This is a genomic window from Nonomuraea fuscirosea, assembly GCF_003001935.1.
Lineage (GTDB): Bacteria > Actinomycetota > Actinomycetes > Streptosporangiales > Streptosporangiaceae > Nonomuraea > Nonomuraea fuscirosea.
In genome coordinates this window covers 144,897-164,478 of sequence record NZ_PVNG01000009.1, presented here as the reverse complement: position 1 = coordinate 164,478, position 19,582 = coordinate 144,897, and the positions used below count along the sequence as shown (strand labels likewise).

Below are 19,582 nucleotides of genomic sequence, written 5' to 3'. Positions count from 1 at the left end.
ATGCAGGTGAGCAAGGTCCTTCAGTCCACGCGAAGCACGCGTCTGCGAGGGTGATCTGCGTCGATGCCGAACGTCTCCACCGCGCTCGCTCACGAGCTCACGCTGACGGAGTGCGAACCGATCGTCGTTCCCTTCCAGGGCGATCGCGCCGGTGACGGGCCCCTGACCCTCGGCCAGCTCAACATCCTGCGCTGGCTGGACGCTTTCCCCGACTCGCACGGCTGGATGCGGTGGGAGCTGGAGCTGCCCGAGGGCACCGATCTGGACGACGTCACCGAGACCTTCGCCGTGCTGCTGGCCCGCCATGAAGGGCTGCGCTCCACCTACGCGGCCGGCCCTCCCCCGGCCCAGCGGGTCGCCGCGGCAGGCGAGCTGGTCATCCACCGCTTCGACGCCGGCACACGACCGGTCGAGGCGGCGGAGCTCGGGCACCTCCTGGACACGCGCGCGCCGCACAGTCCCAAGACGCATCCGCTGCGCGTCGCCCTGGCCACGCGTGGCGGCAAGGTCCTCGCCGGCGTCATGGACCTCTCCCACCTGACCGCGGACTTCCTCGGCCTGGCCGTCTTCGGCCGCGAGTTCGCGCACCTGGTGCGTCACCCCGCGGACCGCGAGGTCGGGCAGGCCCGTCATCAGCCGCTGGACCAGGCCTGGGCCGAGCGGCGTGCGCCACTGGCACGCCGTACGGCGAGCGCTCTGACGTTGTGGGAGAGCGTGCTGAACCGGGCGCCGCACCACCTCTACACGGCCGCCTCCACGGGCGCGCCGCGCGACTCGGTCGCCGCCGAGCTGTGCTCGCCGGCCGCGGCGACGGCTCTGGCCGCGATAGAGGCGCGTACCGGGTCCGGCCGGCCGGCGATCGTCCTGGCCGCGATCTGCGTCGTGCTCTCCCAGCGCACCGGCCAGAGTGCCGGTGACTTCCTGACGCTCTCCAGCAACCGGTACGACAGCCGGTCGGCGGACTACCTCGGGACCCTCGTCCAGTCGGCCCCCATGCGCGTCGACACGGCGGCCGTGAGTTTCGACGGCTGTGTCCACCAGGCCTGGCTGGCGACCGTGAAGGCGGGCAGGCACGGGATCTACGACGTCGAGAAACGTTCGCGCCTGGCCGCGCAGGCCGAGCATCGTCGAGGTGTCCGCTTCTGCTTCGAGCCCTTGTTCAACAATCTCGTGGTGGGCCGGATCGACTCCCCACCTCAGGAAGCACCGGCCGGGACCACCCTGGCCTGGACACCGATGGTGGAGACCGACGTCATGCTCAGGTTCGACCTGTTCGCCGCGGAGGAGACGCTCCGCCTGCGGCTGTGGACCGGCCACCTGGACCGGGTCCCCAGGGACGAGCTCGAACGGATCCTTTCGGCGATCGAGAACCTCCTGCTGTCGGCGGCCTCGGAGGATCTGAGCCGTCCGAGGATGGACGAGGTCACCGGGCTGGACCCGCTCCCACGGGACGGCGACTGGCTGCTGGTCGACTCGTGCTGGATCCAGGTCGGCGACGTGCAGCGGCTCCTGGACGAGGTGCTCGCGCCGCTGAGCGCCCGGGTCTTCCCCGAGGTCCGGGGCGAGCCGCTGGTGGCCTTCCTCGCCCGCGGCCCGCGGGTCCGATCCGCCGAGGAGGCGCACACGCTCTGCATGGAGGGCCTGTCCCACCGGCCCACCGCGATGACACCCCGCCGCTACGTGCTCTGCGATCACGCCCCGGACGACGTGACCGACCTGGACGCCTGGCTGAGCCGGCCCGTGGTGGCGGAGGGCGCGGGCCGTACGACGGGGCACCCGGGATGACCGGCGTCGCCGGCCGGTGGATGCGCCACGTACAGGCTCATCCCGGAGACGTCGCGATCCACGGCAGGAGCCGGGTCGCCACCTACCACGACCTCGCCACCCGGGCATCGGGGCACCTGGCGGAACTCGACGCCGTCCCGGGCGGCGATCCCGTGCTCATCGTGTGCGCCGATCCGGTGGAGACCGTCGCCGTGATGCTCGCGGCCATGGCCTGCGGGCGCGTGTTCGCCCCCGTGGACGTACGGACGCCGCCCGCGCGGCTGGCCATGGCCATCGACGACCTGCGGCCGGGAGCGGTCGTCGTCGACCGGTCCGGATCACCGGTCCTGGCCGCGACCGGCAGGGAGGGGTTCAGGACCCTGGACGCCCGGGACGTACGGGACCACGCGGTGGATCCGGCACGATGGCACCGCGGCGAGCCGGACGGCCCCGGCTACGTCTACTTCACCTCGGGAACCACGGGCCGGCCGAAGGGGGTCGTCGGCAGCCTCCCGGCGATCACGCACTTCGTCACCTGGGAGATCGACCTCCTGGACGCGGGCAGGGGCACACGCGTCTCCTCGCTCACCTCCGCCGGATTCGACGCCTTCCTGCGCGACGCCTTCGTCCCCCTGTGCTCAGGCGGGACGATGGTCGTGGCCCCGCACAGCGCCCGCGGCGGCCAGGGGCTCGCCCGCTGGCTGGAGAGCAATCGCGTCCAGATCCTGCACTGCGTTCCCACGGTGTTCCGCACTCTCCGGGCGGCGGGCCTGACATCCGGATCGCTGCCGGAGCTGCGCGCCGTCCTGCTGGCAGGAGAGCCGGTACGCCCCTCCGACGTCCGCTCCTGGCAGGAGCTCTTCGGGACGGAGAAGGAGCTGATCAACCTCTACGGCCCCACCGAGACCACGATGACCAAGCTCTTCCACCGCATGACCGCCGCGGACGCGAGCGCGGACTCGGTCCCCGTCGGCCGGCCGCTCCCCGGCGTGGCGGTGCGGCTCCTGGAGTCGGGCGAGGTCGAGCTGCGCACGCCCTTCCCGCTCCACGGCTACCTCGGGGAACGGCAGGGCGGCTTCGATCCGTCCGATCCGCACCGGTTCCGGACGGGCGACCTCGGGCGGTTCCGGCCGGACGGCTCCCTGGAGCTGCTGGGCAGACGCGACCGGCAGGTCAAGGTGAACGGCGTGCGCGTCGAGCTCGACGACGTGGCGAACGTGCTCATGCGCTGCCCCGGGGTCCACGACGCCCACGTCGTCCTCACGGGTGAGAAGCTGTGCGCGTACGTGGTCGCCGAGGACGGCCGGCACGAGCAGCGGGTGCTGCGCCATCTGCGCGAGCAGCTCCCGCCCGGCGTCATCCCCGCCGTGTTCGTCTGGCTCGACGAGCTGCCACGGACCTTGAGCGGGAAGGTCGACCGCCCCCGGCTGCCCCAGCCTCCGGACAAGCCCCGCGGAAGAGAAAGAGCCGATGCGTTTTAGCTTGTTCTACTTCGCCGACGACAGCACGCAGCCTTCCGCCGACCGCTACGAGCTGCTCCTGGAGGGAGCACGCTACGCGGACGCGCACGGCTTCACGGCCGTGTGGACGCCGGAGCGCCACTTCCACGCCTTCGGCGGGCTCTATCCGAACTCGGCGGTGACCGGCGCGGCCGTCGCCGCGGTCACCGAACGCGTGGCCGTCCGCGCCGGCAGCGTGGTCGCTCCGCTGCATCACCCGATCCGCATCGCGGAGGACTGGGCCGTGGTCGACAACCTGTCCGGCGGGCGGGTGGGCGTGTCCTTCGCCTCCGGGTGGCACGCGGTGGACTTCGCCTTCAATCCCGGCGGGTACGCCGACAGGACCCGTATCACCGTCGAGACGCTGCAACAGGTCCGCCGGTTGTGGCGGGGGGAGGAAGTGAGCGTCGTCACCGGGGTGGGCGAGGAGCAACGGGTCCGTATCTTCCCGCCGCCCGTCCAGCCGGAGCTCCCGGTCTGGCTGACGAGCTCCGGCAGCGTCGAGACGTTCCGTACGGCCGGCGCCCTGGGCGTCGGCGTCCTGACCAACCTGCTCAGCCAGAGCGTCGACGAGCTGGCACTCAAGATCAAGGAGTACCGTGCGGGACTCGCCGGCCGGCCCGGCGACGTCGTGGTGATGCTGCACACCCACCTCGGGCCGACGACGGACGCGGTGCGGGAGGCGCTGACGGCGTACGTCCGGAGCTCGGTCGGCCTGCACCTCGGTTCGAGCGCGGGCTCGGCGCGCGACGTCGACCCCGCCGCGCTCGGGCGCAAGGGCGTCGAGTTCATGACGCGCAGAGCGGTCAAACGGTTCTTCGACGAGGCGGGTCTGCTGGGCGAACTGGACGTCGCGGCGGAACGCGTCCGCCGGCTGGCCGCGATCGGGGTGGACGAGATCGCCTGCCTCATCGACTTCGGCCTGGAGACGTCCGCGGTCCTCGGGAGCCTGGACCAGCTGGGCAGGCTGCTGGACAGCGGTGATCGCTGATGGACGCGCACACCAAGAGGCGCCTGCCCGAGGCCGAGGTCAACGGGCTCGTCCACCGCGCGCTGGGGCGGCGCGCCGTCGCCGCGCGGGAGCTGGGAGCGGGCACGTTCGCCGCGCTGTGGCGGGTCCGGCTGGACGACGGCCGCGAGGTGGTCGTCAAGCTGAGCCCTCCCGCCGATGCCACGCTCCTCGCCTACGAGCGGGACATCATCCGGACGGAGGCGATGTTCTACCCCCTCGCCGAGGGGACCGGCGTGCCGCAGCCCCGGTTGCTGCACGCCTGCCTCGACGGCCCCGTACCGCACCTGATCATGACCGCGGTCGAGGGAATCCCGTGGCCGGAGGCGGCCGAACGGCTGGCCGAGGAGGAGTCGCGGCAGCTGCGCGCCACGCTCGGGCAGTACGTCGCCGCGCTCCATCGCGTGAAGGGGACCGAGTTCGGCTATCCGCACCTGCCCGGGATGAGGGCCGCCACCTGGAAGGAGGCCTTCCTGACCATGGTCGACGGGCTCCTCGCCGACGCCGTCCGGTTCGACGCCGACCTGCCCTGGCCGGCCGGTGAGATCGCGCGTGCCGTACGGGCCGGCGCCGGCGCGCTCGACGAGGTCACCGAGCCGGCCCTGGTCCACTTCGACCTGTGGCCCGGCAACATCCTGCTGGACCTCGGCCGCCGGCCGCCGCGCATCGCGGCGCTGATCGACCACGAACGCGCGTTCTGGGGGGACCCGCTGGCCGACTTCGTCTCCCTCGACGTGTACGGCAGGGCCGAGCACGACCCGGACCTGCTGCGGGGCTACCGGCAGGCCGGCGGGCGCCTGGAGCTCACCGAGGGCGCGCTCACCCGGCTCGCCCTCTACCGGACCTACCTCTATCTGATCATGATCATCGAGGAGAAGCCCCGGGGATTCGATGACGCCGACCGCCATGACCGCGTCGTGAAAGGGCTCCTCGAACAACTGATCCGCTGAAACCGCGCAGGGAGATGACCAAGGTGGACAGAAAGCTGACGGAGAATCGATCCAGCCGGACGCTGACCCCGACCGAGTTCGCCGACGTCCGGCGCAAGCTCACGGTGCGGTCGCAGACCAAGAGAGGGGTCGGAGCCGATCCCGGCTACGCCACCGACCTGCCCGGTGAGCTCAGCCTGCAGCTCACCTACTCCTGCAACCTGCGCTGCGACCACTGCTTCCAGTGGAACGACCAGGGCTTCCTGCGCGACTACAGCAGAGACCGGGTCACCGCCGAGCTGGACATCGAGGTGCTGGAACGGCTGCTCCGCGAGACGGACGAGACCAGGCCCAAGACCTGGCTGTGGGGCGGCGAGCCGCTGATGTACCGCCGCCTGCCCGAACTGGTCGAGCTCCTGCTCCGCTACCCGCGCAAGGTCAACATCTGCACGAACGGCCTGCTCATCGAGCGCAACCTGGAGCATCTGCTCAAGCTCGGCAGCAACCTCAACCTGACGGTCAGCCTCGACGGGCTCGAAGCCGACCACGAGGCGCTGCGCGGGCCGAGGTCGTTCTCCAGGACGGAACGCAACCTCAAGACCCTGCTCGACCTGCGCAGGAGCGGAGAGTATCGGGGCGAGGTCACCGTCAACTCCATGGTCAGCAACGCGACGGCGGGCCGCCTGTACGAGTTCATGGAGTGGGCCGAGGAGCTCGAACTCCACTCGGTCTTCTTCCAGCTGCCCTGGTGGATCACTCCCGAGGCCGCCGCGCGGATGGACGAGGTGTACGCGCGCGACTTCGCCTGGCTCAACCCGCCGCCCCCGCCCGGCCAGGCCACCTGGCACTCCTACACCTACCACCTCGAACCGGACAACATCCCCGTCCTGCGGGAGTCGATGAGGAGACTCGCCGGACGCGTGTGGCGGCCCTGGATCCGCTACACGCCCGAGGTGACGCTCGACGACGTCACCGACTTCGCCCTCGGCCGCAGCCGGCTGGTCGCGGGCAAGTCCACCTGCCTGGCGGTCTCCAGCCGGTTGGAGGTGCACGCCGACGGCAAGGTCAGCTCGTGCAAGTTCTTCCCCGAGTTCATCGTCGGGGACATCAGGGACGGGACGCTGGCGGAGGTCTGGCACAGCCCCGCCTTCCGCCGGGTGCGCACCACCCTGCGCGCCACGGGCCTGATGCCCGTCTGCTCCAAGTGCTCATCGCTCTACGAGAACGGAGTGTGAACGGGATGGACGACCTCCTGCCGCAGATCAAGTCGATGCTGGCCGAGGCCCTGGGCGACGGCCGGGCCGCGGAGGAGCTCGGCGACGACGCGGACATCATCCGCGAGCTGGGCATGGACTCCATCCAGTTGATCAACTTCCTGTTCATGGTCGAGGACAGGTTCGACGTGGAGCTCGACTTCGACCGGCTGGACATCGAGGGGCTCTACTCCATCCGCGCCTTCTGCGGTTTCGTCCTGTCGCACGTCAACGCCCTCGCGTGATCGCGATCCTGACCGGCGGCCCGGGGCTGGGCGCCCATGTCACCGGCCTGCTGCTCAGGCGACGGCTGAGGGAGCTCGGGGCCACCGGCGAGGTCTTCCTGGCGGAGGCGTTCTGGCAGCCGGACCGGCGCGAAAGGATCTCCGCCAGCAAGGAGGCGTACCAACGCGACTTCCGTCTCGCCCGGGTCGGCCAGCGTCTCTTCCGCAACCTGTCGGACGCCTTCGACCCGATGCTGATCGCATCGGTGAAGAAGCGCTGGCATGACGACGGGGTCCGCCGTTTCGTCGTCTTCAGCGGTCTCTGGCTGCCCGTCGTGGAGCGTTACGCGGAGGAGTTCGGGGCGGTGCCCGTTGACGTGTGCCACGCCGACTCGGCCAACTCGCCGTCCTTCGCCCGCCGGGCCGGGTCGCTGGACAGGCATCGGGAGGTGTGGCTGTTCGACTCCGCCGGCACCGACATCCCCTGGACGATCAGGGCCACCACCGAGCCGCCGCTGCGCTGGGAGGAGCGGGACAGGCGCGTCCTGGCGCACGGCGGCGGCTGGTCGATGGGCACGTACCTGGAGCGGGCCGCGGAGCTGAGCGCCGCGGGGCTGCCGCTCGACCTCGTGGTGCGCGACGCCGGCGATGCCCCCGACCTGGCTCCCGGGTCGCGCCGCTTCATGATGGACCCCTCCTGGAACCCCTGGCACGACGACGGCTTCCCGCCCTTCGGCGAGATCGTCGCCGCCGCGCCGCCCGTCTATGAGCAGGCCGAGGACCACCACCAGGCGCTCGACCTGACCCGGCGCGCCGTGGCGGTCATGGCCAAGCTGGGCGGAGGCACGATCCTCGACGCGTTCACCGCGGCGACGCCGATCATCGGCCTGGAGGGGTACGGCGAGCACGAGGATCGCAACGTGCGGTTCTGCGTCGATCTGGGGATCGGCATCACGTTCGAGACGTGGCGGGACACCGGCTTCTCGCTGGAACCGCTCGCGCGGATGCACCGGCGCCTGCTCGACCTGCGGGACCGGCCCCGCGACTACGCACGGGAACTGGCCGCCACGTAGATCACCCGGCGCGTCGGCGACGCCCAAACACCCCTGGCGCCGGCACCGCTCGTCGGCCTGAAACTTTCAGTTTGTTTCCGGGTGAACGCTGCGAAACCTGCCAGCAAGAGGGCATGGGGCGCCGCTCGTCCGGGACAGGGAGCGGGCCACGCCTTGACGGCACCTGCCCGCCTCGGATTTGCTCCGTCGCACCACCACCCATCGACGGAGGACAGGCGAGTGATGTTACGGGGTAGATCCATCTTCGCCGCTGTCACGGTCGCGGCGCTTCTCGTGACGGCCACCGGTGGTACGGCGCTGAGCAGCAGCGCAACCCCGTCACGCGGAGCGAGCGCCGCCGCGGCGACGCAGGGCTGCGGAAAGACTCCGACGCTCAGAAGCGGCACGCAGTCGATGCAGAGCGGTGGCCGGACTCGCTCCTTCATCTTGAGAATTCCCGATGTCTACAACAACAACAATCCCTACCGGTTGATCTTCGGGTTCCACTGGAGAGGCGGCACCGCCAACGACGTCGACTCGGGCGGGAGCAGCGGATTCACCTGGTCCTACTACGGGCTCAGGCAACTGGCGAACAACACCGCGATCTTCGTCGCCCCCCAGGGCCTGAACAACGGCTGGGCCAATTCCGGCGGCGAAGACCTGACCTTCGTCGACGACCTGATCAGGCTGATCGAAGCAGACCTGTGTGTCGACACCACGCAGCGGTTCGCCGGAGGCTTCAGCTACGGCGGCGGCATGAGCTACGCCCTGGCCTGCGCCCGGGCGACGGTCTTCCGCGCGGTCGCCGTCTACTCCGGCGCGCAGCTCAGCGGATGCGGCGGCGGCACCCAGCCCATCGCCTACATCGGGCTGCACGGCCTCAGGGACGACGTGCTCAACATCTCGCTGGGCCGGTCCCTGCGCGACACGTTCGTCAGGAACAACGGTTGCACTCCCCAGAACCCTCCCGAGCCGGCACAGGGCAGCCTGAGTCACATCGTCACCGCCTACTCGGGATGCCGGTCCGGGTACCCGGTCGTATGGGCGGCGTTCGACGGGGGTCATACCCCCGGTCCCGTGGACGGGTCCACCGCCGACGACGGCGCACGGACCTGGACCAAGGCAGTGGTGTGGAACTTCTTCAACCAGTTCCAGGGGGGCACGAACGACACCACACCTCCCACCGCCCCGACCGGGCTGGCGGCCTCCGGCACCACCGCCGGCGGCACCAACCTGTCCTGGACCGCCTCCACCGACGACGTCGGGGTGAGCGGCTATGACATCCTGCGCGCACCCGGGGCCACCGGCGGCACCTTCACCCAGGCCGGCACCTCGGCCACGACCTCGTTCAGCGACACGGGCCTGACCCCGAGCACCACCTACCGTTACCAGGTCCGCGCGCGGGACGCCGCCGGCAACCTCTCGCCGGTGTCCGGCACGGTCCAGGTCACCACCAGCGGCGGCGGCACCACCGGAGCCTGCACAGCCACGCCGACCGTGCAGACCCAGTGGGGTACCGGCTATGTGATCCAGCCGCTGACGATCACCAACACCAGTACCTCGACGATCACCGGTTGGACGGTCACCTTCACGCTCCCGGCCGGGCACACGCTGACCGGCTCGTGGAACGCCACCGTCACCACCAGCGGGCAGACCGTCACGGCCAGGAGCATGAGCTTCAACGGCACGCTGGCCCCCGGAGCCGCCACCACCAGCCTCGGCTTCCAGGCCGGCCGTCCCGGCGGCGACACGGCCCTGCCATCCGGATACGCCTGCACCAGCCCGTGAACGACATCCAGACGATTTCCGACAGGTGAAAGGCCGTCACCATCTCCGCTTCGGAGTCAGGACGTGCCGGGTGCGGTCCCCGAGCCAGGCCGCTTCGAGGATCGCGGTCAGGCTGGCGGTGTCGGTCGGGCCCGGATGGTTCTGGATCAGGCGGGTGACACCGCCGGCCATCTCCGCGAAGCGCGGGAGGTCGGCGCGTGCCACGCCGATGTCCGCCAAGGTAGCGGGGATGCCGATGCCGGCGAGGAGCCCGTCGAGCCAGGTGAGGAACGTCTCCGCGGCCTCGGCCTCCGAGGCGTCGGTCACGTCGAGCCCGCACACCCCGGCGAGGATGGCCAGCCGGTCGCCGATGGCGTCTCTGGCCGCGTCCAGCGCGTAGGGCAGCAGCAGCCCGACGCCCAGGCCGTGCGGTGTGTGGGTGGCTGCGCCGATGGGATATTGGAGGGCGTGCGGAGCCGCGTTGCCCGCGTGGGCGAAGGCGAGCCCGGCCAGCATGGACCCGTAGGACATGTCCGCGCGCGCTTCCTTGTCGCCTCCGTCCCTGACGACCTGGGGCAGGCTGCGGGCGATCCGCGCCGCGGCCAGGAGCGCGTAGTGATCGGTGATCGGGTTGCGGCCGAGGAAGACCTGCTCCACCGGGTCGCGCGGTCCGTGGGGCCGGGGTCGCGCGGTGTAGCTCTCCACCGCGTGACAGAACGCGTCGATGCCGGAGTGGGCGGTGACGGTCGCCGGGCAGGTGTAGGTGAGCTCGGGGTCGACGATGGCGAAGTCGGGCACGATGTGGACGCTGGAGACCCCCACCTTCAGCTCGCGGTCCGGGTCGGTCAGCACCGAGACGGGCGTGAGCTCGGAGCCGGTGCCCGACGTCGTCGGGATCGCGACGAGAGGAATCGTCGGCCCCGGCACCTTCGACTCGCCGTAGAAGTCGCGCGGCGTCCCACCGTGGCACCGGATGACGCCGACGATCTTGGCGAGGTCGATCACCGTGCCGCCCCCGACGGCGAGGATGACGTCGGCGTCCACCTCTGCGGCGGCCGAGACGGCCAGGGCGACGTCGGCGAGTGGCACGTCCGGCGTCGCGTCGGCGAACACCTCGACGGCTTCGACCTTCTCCCGTACGGCGGCCACGATCTCGGCCACGCCCGGCTGCCCCAGCAGAACCCGGTCGGTCACGATGAGGACGCGCGAGCCGCACTCGGCCACCACGCGTGGAATGTTCTGCGCGACCCCTTCGCCCACGATCAGCTGGCGTGGTCCGCGGACGGTCTCAAGCATGTCGGTGCCTCTCTGGAACGTCGGCGGTGATGTGCTGGACCCCCGGGTGCCGGCGGATCCGTGCCGGTCACGGCAGGTCGATCGCCGCGTAGGTGACGTCGAGGTACTCGAGGATGCCCTCGTGCGACCCCTCCTTGCCGATCCCGGACTGCCGCACGCCTCCGAACGGAGCCGACGGGTCCGAGATCAGGCCACGGTTGACGCCGACCATCCCCGTCTCCAGCCCCTCGGCGTACCGGAGCGCCCGCTGGAGATCACGGGTGAAGACGTATCCGGCCAGGCCGTGCTCGGTGCCGTTGGCCTTCGCCATCACCTCCTCGTCGGACGTGAACGAGATGATCGGCGCCACCGGGCCGAAGATCTCCGTCCGCAGCATCCGCGCGTCTTCGGGCACGTCGACGAGGACCGTGGGCGGGTAGAAGTGGCCCGGCCCGTCCGGACGCTCGCCGCCCACCAGGACACGGGCGCCGCGATCGACCGCGTCGGCGACGAGCTCGTCGAGCTTGGTGACCGACGCCTCGTCGATCAACGCCCCGACGTCCACGCCGTCGTCGAGACCATGACCCACCGAGAGAGCGCCCATCCGCTCGGTGAAGCGCGCCGTGAACTCCTCGCGCACCGGCTCCTCCACGTAGATCCGGTTGGCCGCGATGCAGGACTCCCCGATGTTGCGCATCTTGGCCACCATGGCGCCGTCGAGCGCGACGTCCAGGTCCGCGTCGGCACACACGATCAGGGCCGCGTTGCCGCCCAGTTCCATGGAGGTGCGCAGCACGTTGTCCGCCGCCTGCCGTAGCAGCACGCGCCCGACCTCGGTCGACCCGGTGAACGACAGCTTGCGGGTCCGGCGGTCGGCCAGCAGTGCTGAGACCACCTCGCCGGCCCGCTCGGTCGTCACGACGTTGACGACGCCCGGAGGAACGCCGGCCTCCTCCATGATGCGGGCCAGGAACAGCATGGTGAGCGGCGTCTGGGCGGCCGGCTTGGTGATCGTCGTGCAGCCCGCCGCCAGCGCGGGAGCGATCTTGCGGGCACCCATCGCCAGCGGAAAGTTCCAGGGCGTCACGAAGACGCACGGTCCGACCGGCTTCGGCACGGTGAGGATGCGATATCCGCCGGCGGGAGCGGTGTTGTAGCGCCCCTCGACGCGCACCGCCTCCTCGGCGAACCAGCGGAAGAACTCGGCGCCGTAGGCCACCTCTCCCCTGGCCTCGGCGAGCGGCTTGCCCATCTCGAGCGTGATCAGCCGGGCGACCTCCTCGGATCGCCCGATCAGTGCCCGGTACGTCGCGGTCAGCAACTCCGACCGTCGTCGCGGCGGGGTCGCCGCCCACTCCGCCATCGCCTCGCTCGCCACGTCCAGGGCGGCGAGCCCGTCGGCGACGCCGGCGTCCGCCACCTCGGCGATGGTCTTGCCGGTGGCCGGGTCCTCGACCGCGAAGGTGGCTCCGCCGGCGGCGTCGCGCCAGGCGTCGCCGATCCGGAGCCGCCGGTGCTCGGGGGCCAGGACGTTCATCGGGTCACTCATCGCGCCGCCTCCTGTGATGTTCTGGATGCCGCCACCGATCACCTTCCGGCTTCGGACAGCGTCAGCCCGGTGCCCGCATCGAACAGGTGCGCACGGTCCAGGTCGACCGTGACGAGCAGCCGCTCGCCCGGTGTACCGGTGACGGTGGTCCGTGCCTTGACCTTGAGGATCTCCGTCCCCACCCGGACGTCGACCACCGTCCGGTCACCGAGCGGCTCAAGGCCGTAGAGCTCACCCGGCAACGACGCGTCCCCACGCCGCTCGACGGACAGGTCCTCCGCGCGCACGCCCAGCAGCAGCGGACGACCGTCCTCGGCCGTGGTCCAGCGGGGCCGCGGCAGCGTCCAGCCTTCCGCCCCGACCAGGCGATCTCCCTCGGCGTGGCAGGCGAGCAGGCTGATCGGCGGGCTCCCGACGAATCCCGCGACCCACTGGTTGGCCGGACGCTCGTACACCTCGGCCGGCGTTCCGATCTGTTGCACCTTCCCCTCCTTGAGCACCGCGACCTGGTCGGCCATGGACAGGGCCTCGACCTGGTCGTTGGTCACGTAGACGAAGGTCGCTCCGAGGCTGCGGTGGATGCGGGTGAGCTCGGTGCGCATCTCGACGCGGAGCTTGAGATCGAGGTTCGTCAGCGGCTCGTCCATGAGGAACGCGCGTGGGTGACGTACCAGCGCCCGGGCCAGGGCGACACGCTGCATCTCACCGCCCGACAACTGCGCCGGACGACGCTGCAGCAGACGTTCGATGTGCAGCAGGCTCGAGATCCGCTCGACGGCGGCGGCGATCTCGCTCGCGGAACAGCGGCGTGCCCGCAGCGGCGAAGCGATGTTCTCGTACGCCGTGTGCCGCGGGTAGAGGGCGTAGTTCTGGAACACCATGGCCAGGTCGCGTGCGGCCGGGGCGTCACCGGTCGCGTCCCTCCCGTCCAGATGCACCGACCCGGCGTCGAGCTTGTCCAGTCCGGCGATCGCGCGCAGGGTCGTCGTCTTGCCCGCCCCGGAGGGTCCGAGGACGACGAAGAACGATCCGTCCGGAACGTCCAGCGTCACCCCGTCCAGGGCCTGGACCTTGCCGAAGGACTTGCGCAGCCCGCGCACCGCCACGGTTCCCATCAGGCCACCAGCTCTTCCGTGTTCACGTCGTAGACCGCCGGGGTCCCGCCGGTGTGCCGCAGCCCGACCGGCGCGTCAGCGGCGAAACGCACGGTCGGCGGCATCCGCACCCGTACGTCCCTCCGGCCGCCGTGGTCGACCACGTAGATGATCTCGTCGCCGAGCCACTCCGCCGAGACCACGCGGGCCGGGACCGAACGTTCCGCCCGCGGTTCGGTGACTTCCAGCGCCTCCGGCCGGACGCCCGCGACCAGGCGGCGGTCGCGCGGCAGGCCCGGCGGTGGCGTGAGGACCAGTCCGCCCTGACCGCGCAGCTTCCCGTCGGCCACCTCCACCTCGATCAGGTTCATCGGCGGGGAGCCGATGAACGCGGCGCAGAAGAGACTCGCCGGACGGTCGTAGACCTCCAGCGGCGTGCCGATCTGCTCGACGCGGCCCTTGTTGAGTATGGCGATCCTGTGGCCGAGCGACATGGCCTCGACCTGGTCGTGGGTGACGTAGACCATCGTCGTCCCCAGTTCCCCCTGCAGGTGCTTGATCTCCGTGCGCATGTCCGCCCTCAGCTCCGCGTCCAGATTGGTGAGAGGTTCGTCCATGAGGAACGCGCGCGGCCGTCGTACCAGGGCGCGGGCGAGCGCGACGCGCTGCTGCTCCCCGCCGGACAGCCGGCGCGGCCGCCGGTCCAGGAGCGGACCGAGCCGCATCAGCCGGGCGGCCTCGTCGACCCGCGCGCGCACCTCCGCCTTGGGCAGTCCCTCGGCCCGCAGGGGGAAGGCCAGGTTGTCGCGGGTTCGCAGATGCGGGTAGAGAGCGTAGAACTGGAACACCATGGCGATGTCGCGCTCGGCCGGCGGCAGGTCGTTGACCAGCGTGTCGCCGATGCGGATGTCGCCCGTCGTCTGCCGCTCCAGGCCGGCCACGGCCCGCAGTGTGGTCGTCTTGCCGCAACCCGAAGGGCCGAGCATCACGAACAGCTCGCCGTCGCGGATGGACAGGTCCACGTGATCGACCGCGACCGTCCCGTCCGGGTAGCGCTTGTGCAGAGCGGTCACCTCGATGCCCGCCATCAGCGTCGCACCGCCCCGAGCGTCACACCGGCGACGAGGTGCTTGCGCACCAGGTAGGCGAAGACGAGCACCGGCAGGGCGAACACCACGGAGGCGGCGGCCACCAGGCCCCAGTCCACGGTGGTTCCGCCGATGAGGCCGGCGATGGCGGGTGGGGCCGTCCGCACGCTGTCGCTGGAGGTGAGGAAGATGGCGAACACGAACTCGTTCCACGAGAAGATGAGGGCGAAGACCGCCGTCGCGGCGATGCCGGGCAGCAGCAGGGGCAGGGTGTATCGCCAGAACGCCTGCAAGCGGGTGTAGCCGTCGAGCATGGCGGCGTCCTCGTACTCCGCGGGCACCTCGTCGACGAACCCCTTCATCATCCAGATCGTGAACGGGACGTTGAACGCGGCGTAGATGAGGATCAGGCCGAGCTTGCTGTCGATGAGCCCGACCTGGCGGTACATGAGGAAGATCGGGATCACGACCACCACGGGCGGCATGAAGCGGGTGGACAGGATGAAGAACAGCTGGTCCTTCTTGGCCTTCATCGCGAAGCGTGAGTAGGCCCAGGCCGCCGGCACCCCCAGTACGGTGGCCAGTGCCGTGGAGGCCCCGGCGACCACGACGGAGTTGAGAAACGCGGCGGACAGGGTCGAACGACCGCTGCCGGAGGCGACGAACACGTCCTTGTAATGGTCCATGGTGACCTTGAAGTCGAAGAACTTGGCCGGGATGGCGTAGACGTCCCGGTTCTCCTTGATGGACGTCTCGATCATCCACAGCACCGGGAAGAGCATCACGGCGGCCAGCACGGTCAGCAGCGTGACCTCCAGCGCGGAGCGGCCCCGGCCGCCGAAGCGGCGCGCGGGGGACCCGCGATCCCGGGCAGGACGTGTGGACACGGCCTCGTCGACGGAGACGGCCATCAGTCCTCCTTGAGCTTGTTCAGGTAGCGCAGGTAGAGCTGCGTGAGGATGATGACGACGAGGATCATCAGGATCCCGTACGCCGAGGCGGTCCCGGTGTTGAAGCCCAGGAACGCGACCTTGTAGACGTGGAACGACAACGTCTCGGTGGAGACCCCCGGACCTCCGCTGGTGAGGATGTAGACGAGGTCGAACAGCCGGAAGGCCTCGATGGCCCTGAACAACACGGCGATGAGGAGCAGTGGCCACACCAGGGGAAGGGTGATGGTGCGGAACCGGAACCACTCGGACGCCCGATCGATCGAGGCGGCCTCGTACAGGTACCGGGGAACCGCGGTGAGGCCCGCGAGGGCGATGAGCATGATGAACGGCGTCCACTGCCAGGTGTCGACCAGGATCAGGGAGATCAGTGCCGTTCGCTGCCCGGTGAGCCACTCCACCTGCCCCAGGCCGATCGAGCCGAGCATGCTGTTGACCACGCCGAACTGCGCGTCGAGCATGAACCGCCAGAACAGCCCCACCACGACCGGCGACAGCATCATCGGCACCAGGAACAGCGTGGTCAGCAGTCCTCGCCCGCGCGTGCGCCGTGAGATCAGGTAGGCGATGGCGAAACCGAGCACGGTCTGCAGGGTGACCGCGCCGACCACGTAGACCAACGTCGTCAAGGCCCTCAGGTGGACCTGCTCCGAAGCCAGGATGGCGGTGTAGTTCCCGAACCCGACGAACTGGGCCGGCCCCCCGCGGGTGGCCGAGTAGTCGGTGAAGGACAGGTACAACGCCCACAGCAACGGGAACACCGACATGGCGAGCAACAGCAGCAGCGCGGGCGAGGTGAAGGCCACGGCGAGCCCGCGGTCGCTCAGGCGGCGGGACCGGCCCGGTGCGGGCGGCGTCGCGGACGCCACCTGCCCGGGCTGGTCGGTCGTCAGGGGGGCGGAGTCACTCACAGTCCGCCGCCGCCCTTGCCTCCGGCGGCGTCGAGCACGCTCTGCTGCTCCTTGGCGATGTCGTCGAGCGCCTCCTTCGGCGTCTTCGCGCCGTTGAGAGCCGCGTTCACGTTGGTGTTCTCGATGTCGACGAGGCGCGCGTACTCGGGTACGTTCCACATGTCCCGCATCCGCGGCACCGAGTCGGTGTACACCTGGTTGAACGGCGCGGCGTCGAGGAACTCGGGCGACTCCAGGGCGTCCGTACGCGAGGGCACGCCACCGGCCGCGGCCCACTTCTTCTGGATGTCGGCCTGCTCGAACCACTTCATGAAGCTCAGGGCCTCAGCCTGGTTCGCCTCGGGGGAATAGGCCGACACGTGCATCCCCATGCCGCCGAGAGGCACCAGGTTCGTCTTCTGGCTCGGCAGGGTGGCGAAACCCAGCTTGTCGAGAATCTGCTCCCGCGTGGTGCCGAGCGTCGACTGCTTCGGGTCGAGCAGGCCGCCGCTCGCGGCGATCCAGTTGAACGCGATGCAGGCCTTGCCTTGGGCGACCGCCGCGTTCACCTCGTCGATGAACCAGTTGCCTGAGCCCTTGGCGGTCAGCGGCTTCATCTTGTTGACCAGGACGTCCATCGCCTCATGGCCCGCGGCGTCGTTGAGGACGCCGTTGATCTTGCGCGTCTTCGGGTTCCAGAGGTTGCCGCCGTAGACGCCGTTGACCGTGTTGTAGGTGACGGCCGCGGCGTCGGAGCCGTTGGCCTGGTGGAAGGCCAGCCCGCTGACGCCGGGGTTGTCCGCCTGGCACTTCTCGGCGACCGAGATCATCTCGTCCCAGGTCTGCGGTGGCTTGTCGCCGATCAGGTCCTTGCGGTAGATCATCGTCCAGGTGTCGCCGAGCAGCGGCAGTCCGTACAGGCTGGCGTTCTCGTCGCGCTTGCCGGTCTCCGCCTGGGGGAACTGGCCGTAGGCCGCCAGGAGGTACGGGTTGTAGGCCTTGACGTCGATGTTCTTCTTGACGAAGTCGGTGATGTCGAGGATGTTGCCGTTCGTCACGGCCTCGCCGATGTGTTGCGAGTCCAGGATCGGGATGTCGAAGTCGGTCTTGTGCGCGGCGAACTGGGTGAACATCGCGTCGTGCCAGTTCGCGTTCGGCACGGTCTTGACCTTGACGGTCACGTTCGGCCGCAGCTTGGTGTACTCCGCGTTCGCGAAGGTCTCCAGCGCGTGGGCGGGGGGCCAGTCGAACCAGATGAAGCTGAGGGTCAGCGGATCCTTGGTGAGTTCCGGAATGGTCGCCGGCGCCTTGGGGGCGCTGTCGCTCTGGCCGCCGCAGGCCACCAGGGTCGTGGCCACCACCATGGCCGCCGTCGCCAGCAGCACTGTTCGCCCGGGAACGGACAGTCGTCCTCTTCGCTGGGGATACCGCATCTTCTCGCCTGCTTTCTGGGCGGGGACTTCTGGAGCCTTGCTGCGTGCTTCGCCGAGCGGTTGCCGGCTTGTTCAGGCGTGTCACCGGCCGGCGCGGGGCTGACCCGCGGACCGGAGTCACGCATGCGCCGCGACGTGGTGGGGCTTCAAGCAGTCGGGAATTCGGTCCTTGTACGGTCCGGTGGCGAACCGAGCAGGACGTCGAGCATGCTCATGGAAGCTCCAACTGATCGAAGCGGAGCGATGGCGGACGGTTCCCCGATAGGTGAGGATGGCTGGCATCCGCCACCTTTCCTATACGATCCGGTGGGGAGCGTCAACATCCCGCAGTATGGCGACCGATGTCAACAGGTTCCCGGAGACGCAGGAAAGGACCTCACGTGACGATGGACGACGAAGCGGTGATCGCGCGGCGCCGTGAGGCCATGACGGACGGAACGCCGCCGCCGAGATCTCGCGGCCGGCTCGCCGACGAGGTGTACGACACGCTGCTCGGACAGATGATGTCGCTCCGGATCGAGCCCGGCTCCCGCGTCACGATCGATGTCCTGGCGCGGGAGCTGGGGGTCTCGCAGACGCCGATCCGAGACGCTCTGAACCGCATGGAGGCCGAGGGCCTGGTCGTGCGGGTGCCCCATGCCGGCTATCACATTCCCCCCCAGATCACCCGGCACCGATTCGAGGACATGCTGGAGGTCCGCCTGCTCCTCGAACCGGCGGCGGCGCGCAGGTCCGCCGAGCGCGCGTCCTCGGAGCAGGTGGCCGGCATGCGGCGCATGCTGGAGGACATGGTGGAGCTGGAGGGGGGCAAGGGACCCATGGCCTACGGCGCCTTCGGGCTGCGCGACGCCGCTTTCCACGATCTCGTCGCCCTGAGCGCGGAGAACCAGGTCATCCGCGAAGCGCTCGCCCGCCTGCACACGCACGTGCACCTGTTCCGGCTGCACCGCGACGCCCAGGTCACCCACCTGGCCATGGCCGAGCACGAGGAGGTCCTGGCCGCGATCGCCGCGCGCGACCCCGACGCCGCCGCCTACGCCATGCGCCGGCACATCCTGCTGTCCGGCGAGCGGTTCCGGCGCTTGTTCGACGAGGCCGAGAGCGCGGGCGGAATGGCGGCGGAGGCTTGACGGGCGGGCCGGGTCGAGAAATGCTAGCTCAATCCGATCGGATCGGATCGGATCCGCCTCACCCGCTCCAGATGCGAGGAGAAGCAGGTGCCCAGAGCACTGCTCCTGACCGGCGACGCCGCCGAGGAGCTCGACACCATGTATCCCTACTATCGCGTGCAGGAGGGCGGCTGGGACGTCGACGTCTCGTCACGGACGATGCGTGACGTTCAGCTGGTCATCCACGAGTTCGACCCCAACTCCGATGCCTACGTGGAGAAGAACGGCCGAAAGCTGCCGGTGGACGTGCCCTGGGCCGAGGTCGACGTCGAGCGCTATGACGCCCTCATCATCCCCGGAGGACGCGCTCCCGAGTGGATCCGGGTCGACGCCGACGTCAGGCGCATCACCGAGCACTTCTTCGCGCGCAACCTCCCGATCGCGCTGGTGTGCCACGGCGCGCAGGTGCCGGCCGTGTACGGGCTGCTGAAAGGGCGGAAGACGGCGTGCTTCCCGCCCATCACCGGTGACATGGAGAACGCGGGCGCGACGGTCATCGACGCTCCCGACGTCGTGGACGGCAACCTCGTCTCCTGCCGGGGGTGGCCCGACATGCCGCAGTTCGGCAGGGCGATGATGGAGGTCTTCTCGAAGTCCGTCAACTCCGCATCGGCATGAGCACGCCCGGCCTGTCCCG

Annotated in this window: 17 protein-coding genes; 10 read left to right on the top strand and 7 right to left on the bottom strand. The window is 70.0% G+C overall.

Annotation, left to right across the window (positions count from 1 at the left end; all coding sequences use genetic code 11):
* Positions 1–63: 63 nt before the first annotated feature.
* The 8 genes from B0I32_RS21795 to B0I32_RS21760 all read left to right on the top strand — a co-directional run bounded on the left by B0I32_RS21795 (position 64) and on the right by B0I32_RS21760 (position 9,518).
* Entirely contained in the window at positions 64–1,785 is a 1,722-nt protein-coding gene (locus tag B0I32_RS21795; protein ID WP_106242266.1) for a condensation domain-containing protein, read from the top strand.
* Entirely contained in the window at positions 1,782–3,245 is a 1,464-nt protein-coding gene (locus B0I32_RS21790; RefSeq protein ID WP_106242261.1) for an AMP-binding protein, read from the top strand. The genes B0I32_RS21795 and B0I32_RS21790 overlap by 4 nt, the downstream gene beginning before the upstream one ends.
* Positions 3,235–4,254, top strand: a complete 1,020-nt coding sequence (locus tag B0I32_RS21785) for a MupA/Atu3671 family FMN-dependent luciferase-like monooxygenase (RefSeq protein ID WP_106242258.1) — start codon at positions 3,235–3,237, stop codon at positions 4,252–4,254. The genes B0I32_RS21790 and B0I32_RS21785 overlap by 11 nt, the downstream gene beginning before the upstream one ends.
* Positions 4,254–5,222, top strand: a complete 969-nt coding sequence (locus B0I32_RS21780) for a phosphotransferase family protein (protein WP_106242256.1) — start codon at positions 4,254–4,256, stop codon at positions 5,220–5,222. Before B0I32_RS21785 ends, B0I32_RS21780 begins: the two co-directional genes overlap by 1 nt.
* Positions 5,223–5,245: 23 nt before the next feature.
* Positions 5,246–6,436, top strand: a complete 1,191-nt coding sequence (locus B0I32_RS21775; protein ID WP_219911943.1) for a radical SAM protein — start codon at positions 5,246–5,248, stop codon at positions 6,434–6,436.
* A gap of 5 nt (positions 6,437–6,441) precedes the next feature.
* Complete coding sequence (locus B0I32_RS21770; RefSeq protein WP_219911942.1) at positions 6,442–6,699, top strand: acyl carrier protein; 258 nt, start codon at positions 6,442–6,444, stop codon at positions 6,697–6,699.
* Positions 6,696–7,751 carry a hypothetical protein gene (locus tag B0I32_RS21765; RefSeq protein ID WP_106242253.1) on the top strand — a complete coding sequence of 352 codons (1,056 nt, stop codon included), beginning with the start codon at positions 6,696–6,698 and terminating at the stop codon, positions 7,749–7,751. The genes B0I32_RS21770 and B0I32_RS21765 overlap by 4 nt, the downstream gene beginning before the upstream one ends.
* 426 nt (positions 7,752–8,177) lie before the next feature.
* The gene (locus B0I32_RS21760) at positions 8,178–9,518 is read left to right on the top strand and encodes a CE1 family esterase (protein WP_181307644.1); all 1,341 of its coding nucleotides are present in this window, start codon (positions 8,178–8,180) and stop codon (positions 9,516–9,518) included.
* A 36-nt stretch (positions 9,519–9,554) separates the two neighbouring features.
* Here the strand turns inward: B0I32_RS21760 and B0I32_RS21755 are convergent, their stop codons facing one another.
* The 7 genes from B0I32_RS21755 to B0I32_RS21725 all read right to left on the bottom strand — a co-directional run bounded on the left by B0I32_RS21755 (position 9,555) and on the right by B0I32_RS21725 (position 17,776).
* The gene (locus B0I32_RS21755) at positions 9,555–10,793 is read right to left on the bottom strand and encodes an iron-containing alcohol dehydrogenase (protein ID WP_106242248.1); all 1,239 of its coding nucleotides are present in this window, start codon (positions 10,791–10,793) and stop codon (positions 9,555–9,557) included.
* 67 nt (positions 10,794–10,860) lie between these two features.
* Positions 10,861–12,321 (bottom strand): NAD-dependent succinate-semialdehyde dehydrogenase, encoded by a 1,461-nt coding sequence (locus B0I32_RS21750; protein WP_106242769.1) that lies wholly within the window; start codon positions 12,319–12,321, stop codon positions 10,861–10,863.
* Positions 12,322–12,359: 38 nt separating this feature from the next.
* Positions 12,360–13,436: an ABC transporter ATP-binding protein gene (locus tag B0I32_RS21745; RefSeq protein WP_106242245.1), complete on the bottom strand. Its 1,077-nt coding sequence runs from the start codon at positions 13,434–13,436 to the stop codon at positions 12,360–12,362.
* Positions 13,436–14,503, bottom strand: coding sequence for an ABC transporter ATP-binding protein (locus tag B0I32_RS21740; RefSeq protein WP_106242243.1), 1,068 nt, complete (start codon positions 14,501–14,503; stop codon positions 13,436–13,438). Before B0I32_RS21740 ends, B0I32_RS21745 begins: the two co-directional genes overlap by 1 nt.
* A complete protein-coding gene (locus tag B0I32_RS21735; protein ID WP_106242240.1) occupies positions 14,503–15,414 on the bottom strand; it encodes a carbohydrate ABC transporter permease in 912 nt (303 codons plus the stop codon). Before B0I32_RS21735 ends, B0I32_RS21740 begins: the two co-directional genes overlap by 1 nt.
* Positions 15,414–16,364: a carbohydrate ABC transporter permease gene (locus tag B0I32_RS21730; RefSeq protein WP_106242237.1), complete on the bottom strand. Its 951-nt coding sequence runs from the start codon at positions 16,362–16,364 to the stop codon at positions 15,414–15,416. The genes B0I32_RS21735 and B0I32_RS21730 overlap by 1 nt, the downstream gene beginning before the upstream one ends.
* Entirely contained in the window at positions 16,361–17,776 is a 1,416-nt protein-coding gene (locus tag B0I32_RS21725) for an extracellular solute-binding protein (RefSeq protein WP_106242234.1), read from the bottom strand. The genes B0I32_RS21730 and B0I32_RS21725 overlap by 4 nt, the downstream gene beginning before the upstream one ends.
* Positions 17,777–18,162: 386 nt before the next feature.
* Here B0I32_RS21725 and B0I32_RS21720 point away from each other — a divergent pair, with 386 nt between their 5' ends.
* The gene (locus B0I32_RS21720; protein WP_106242231.1) at positions 18,163–18,906 is read left to right on the top strand and encodes a GntR family transcriptional regulator; all 744 of its coding nucleotides are present in this window, start codon (positions 18,163–18,165) and stop codon (positions 18,904–18,906) included.
* Positions 18,907–18,993: 87 nt separating this feature from the next.
* The gene (locus tag B0I32_RS21715; protein WP_106242228.1) at positions 18,994–19,563 is read left to right on the top strand and encodes a DJ-1/PfpI family protein; all 570 of its coding nucleotides are present in this window, start codon (positions 18,994–18,996) and stop codon (positions 19,561–19,563) included.
* Positions 19,564–19,582 lie beyond the last annotated feature (19 nt).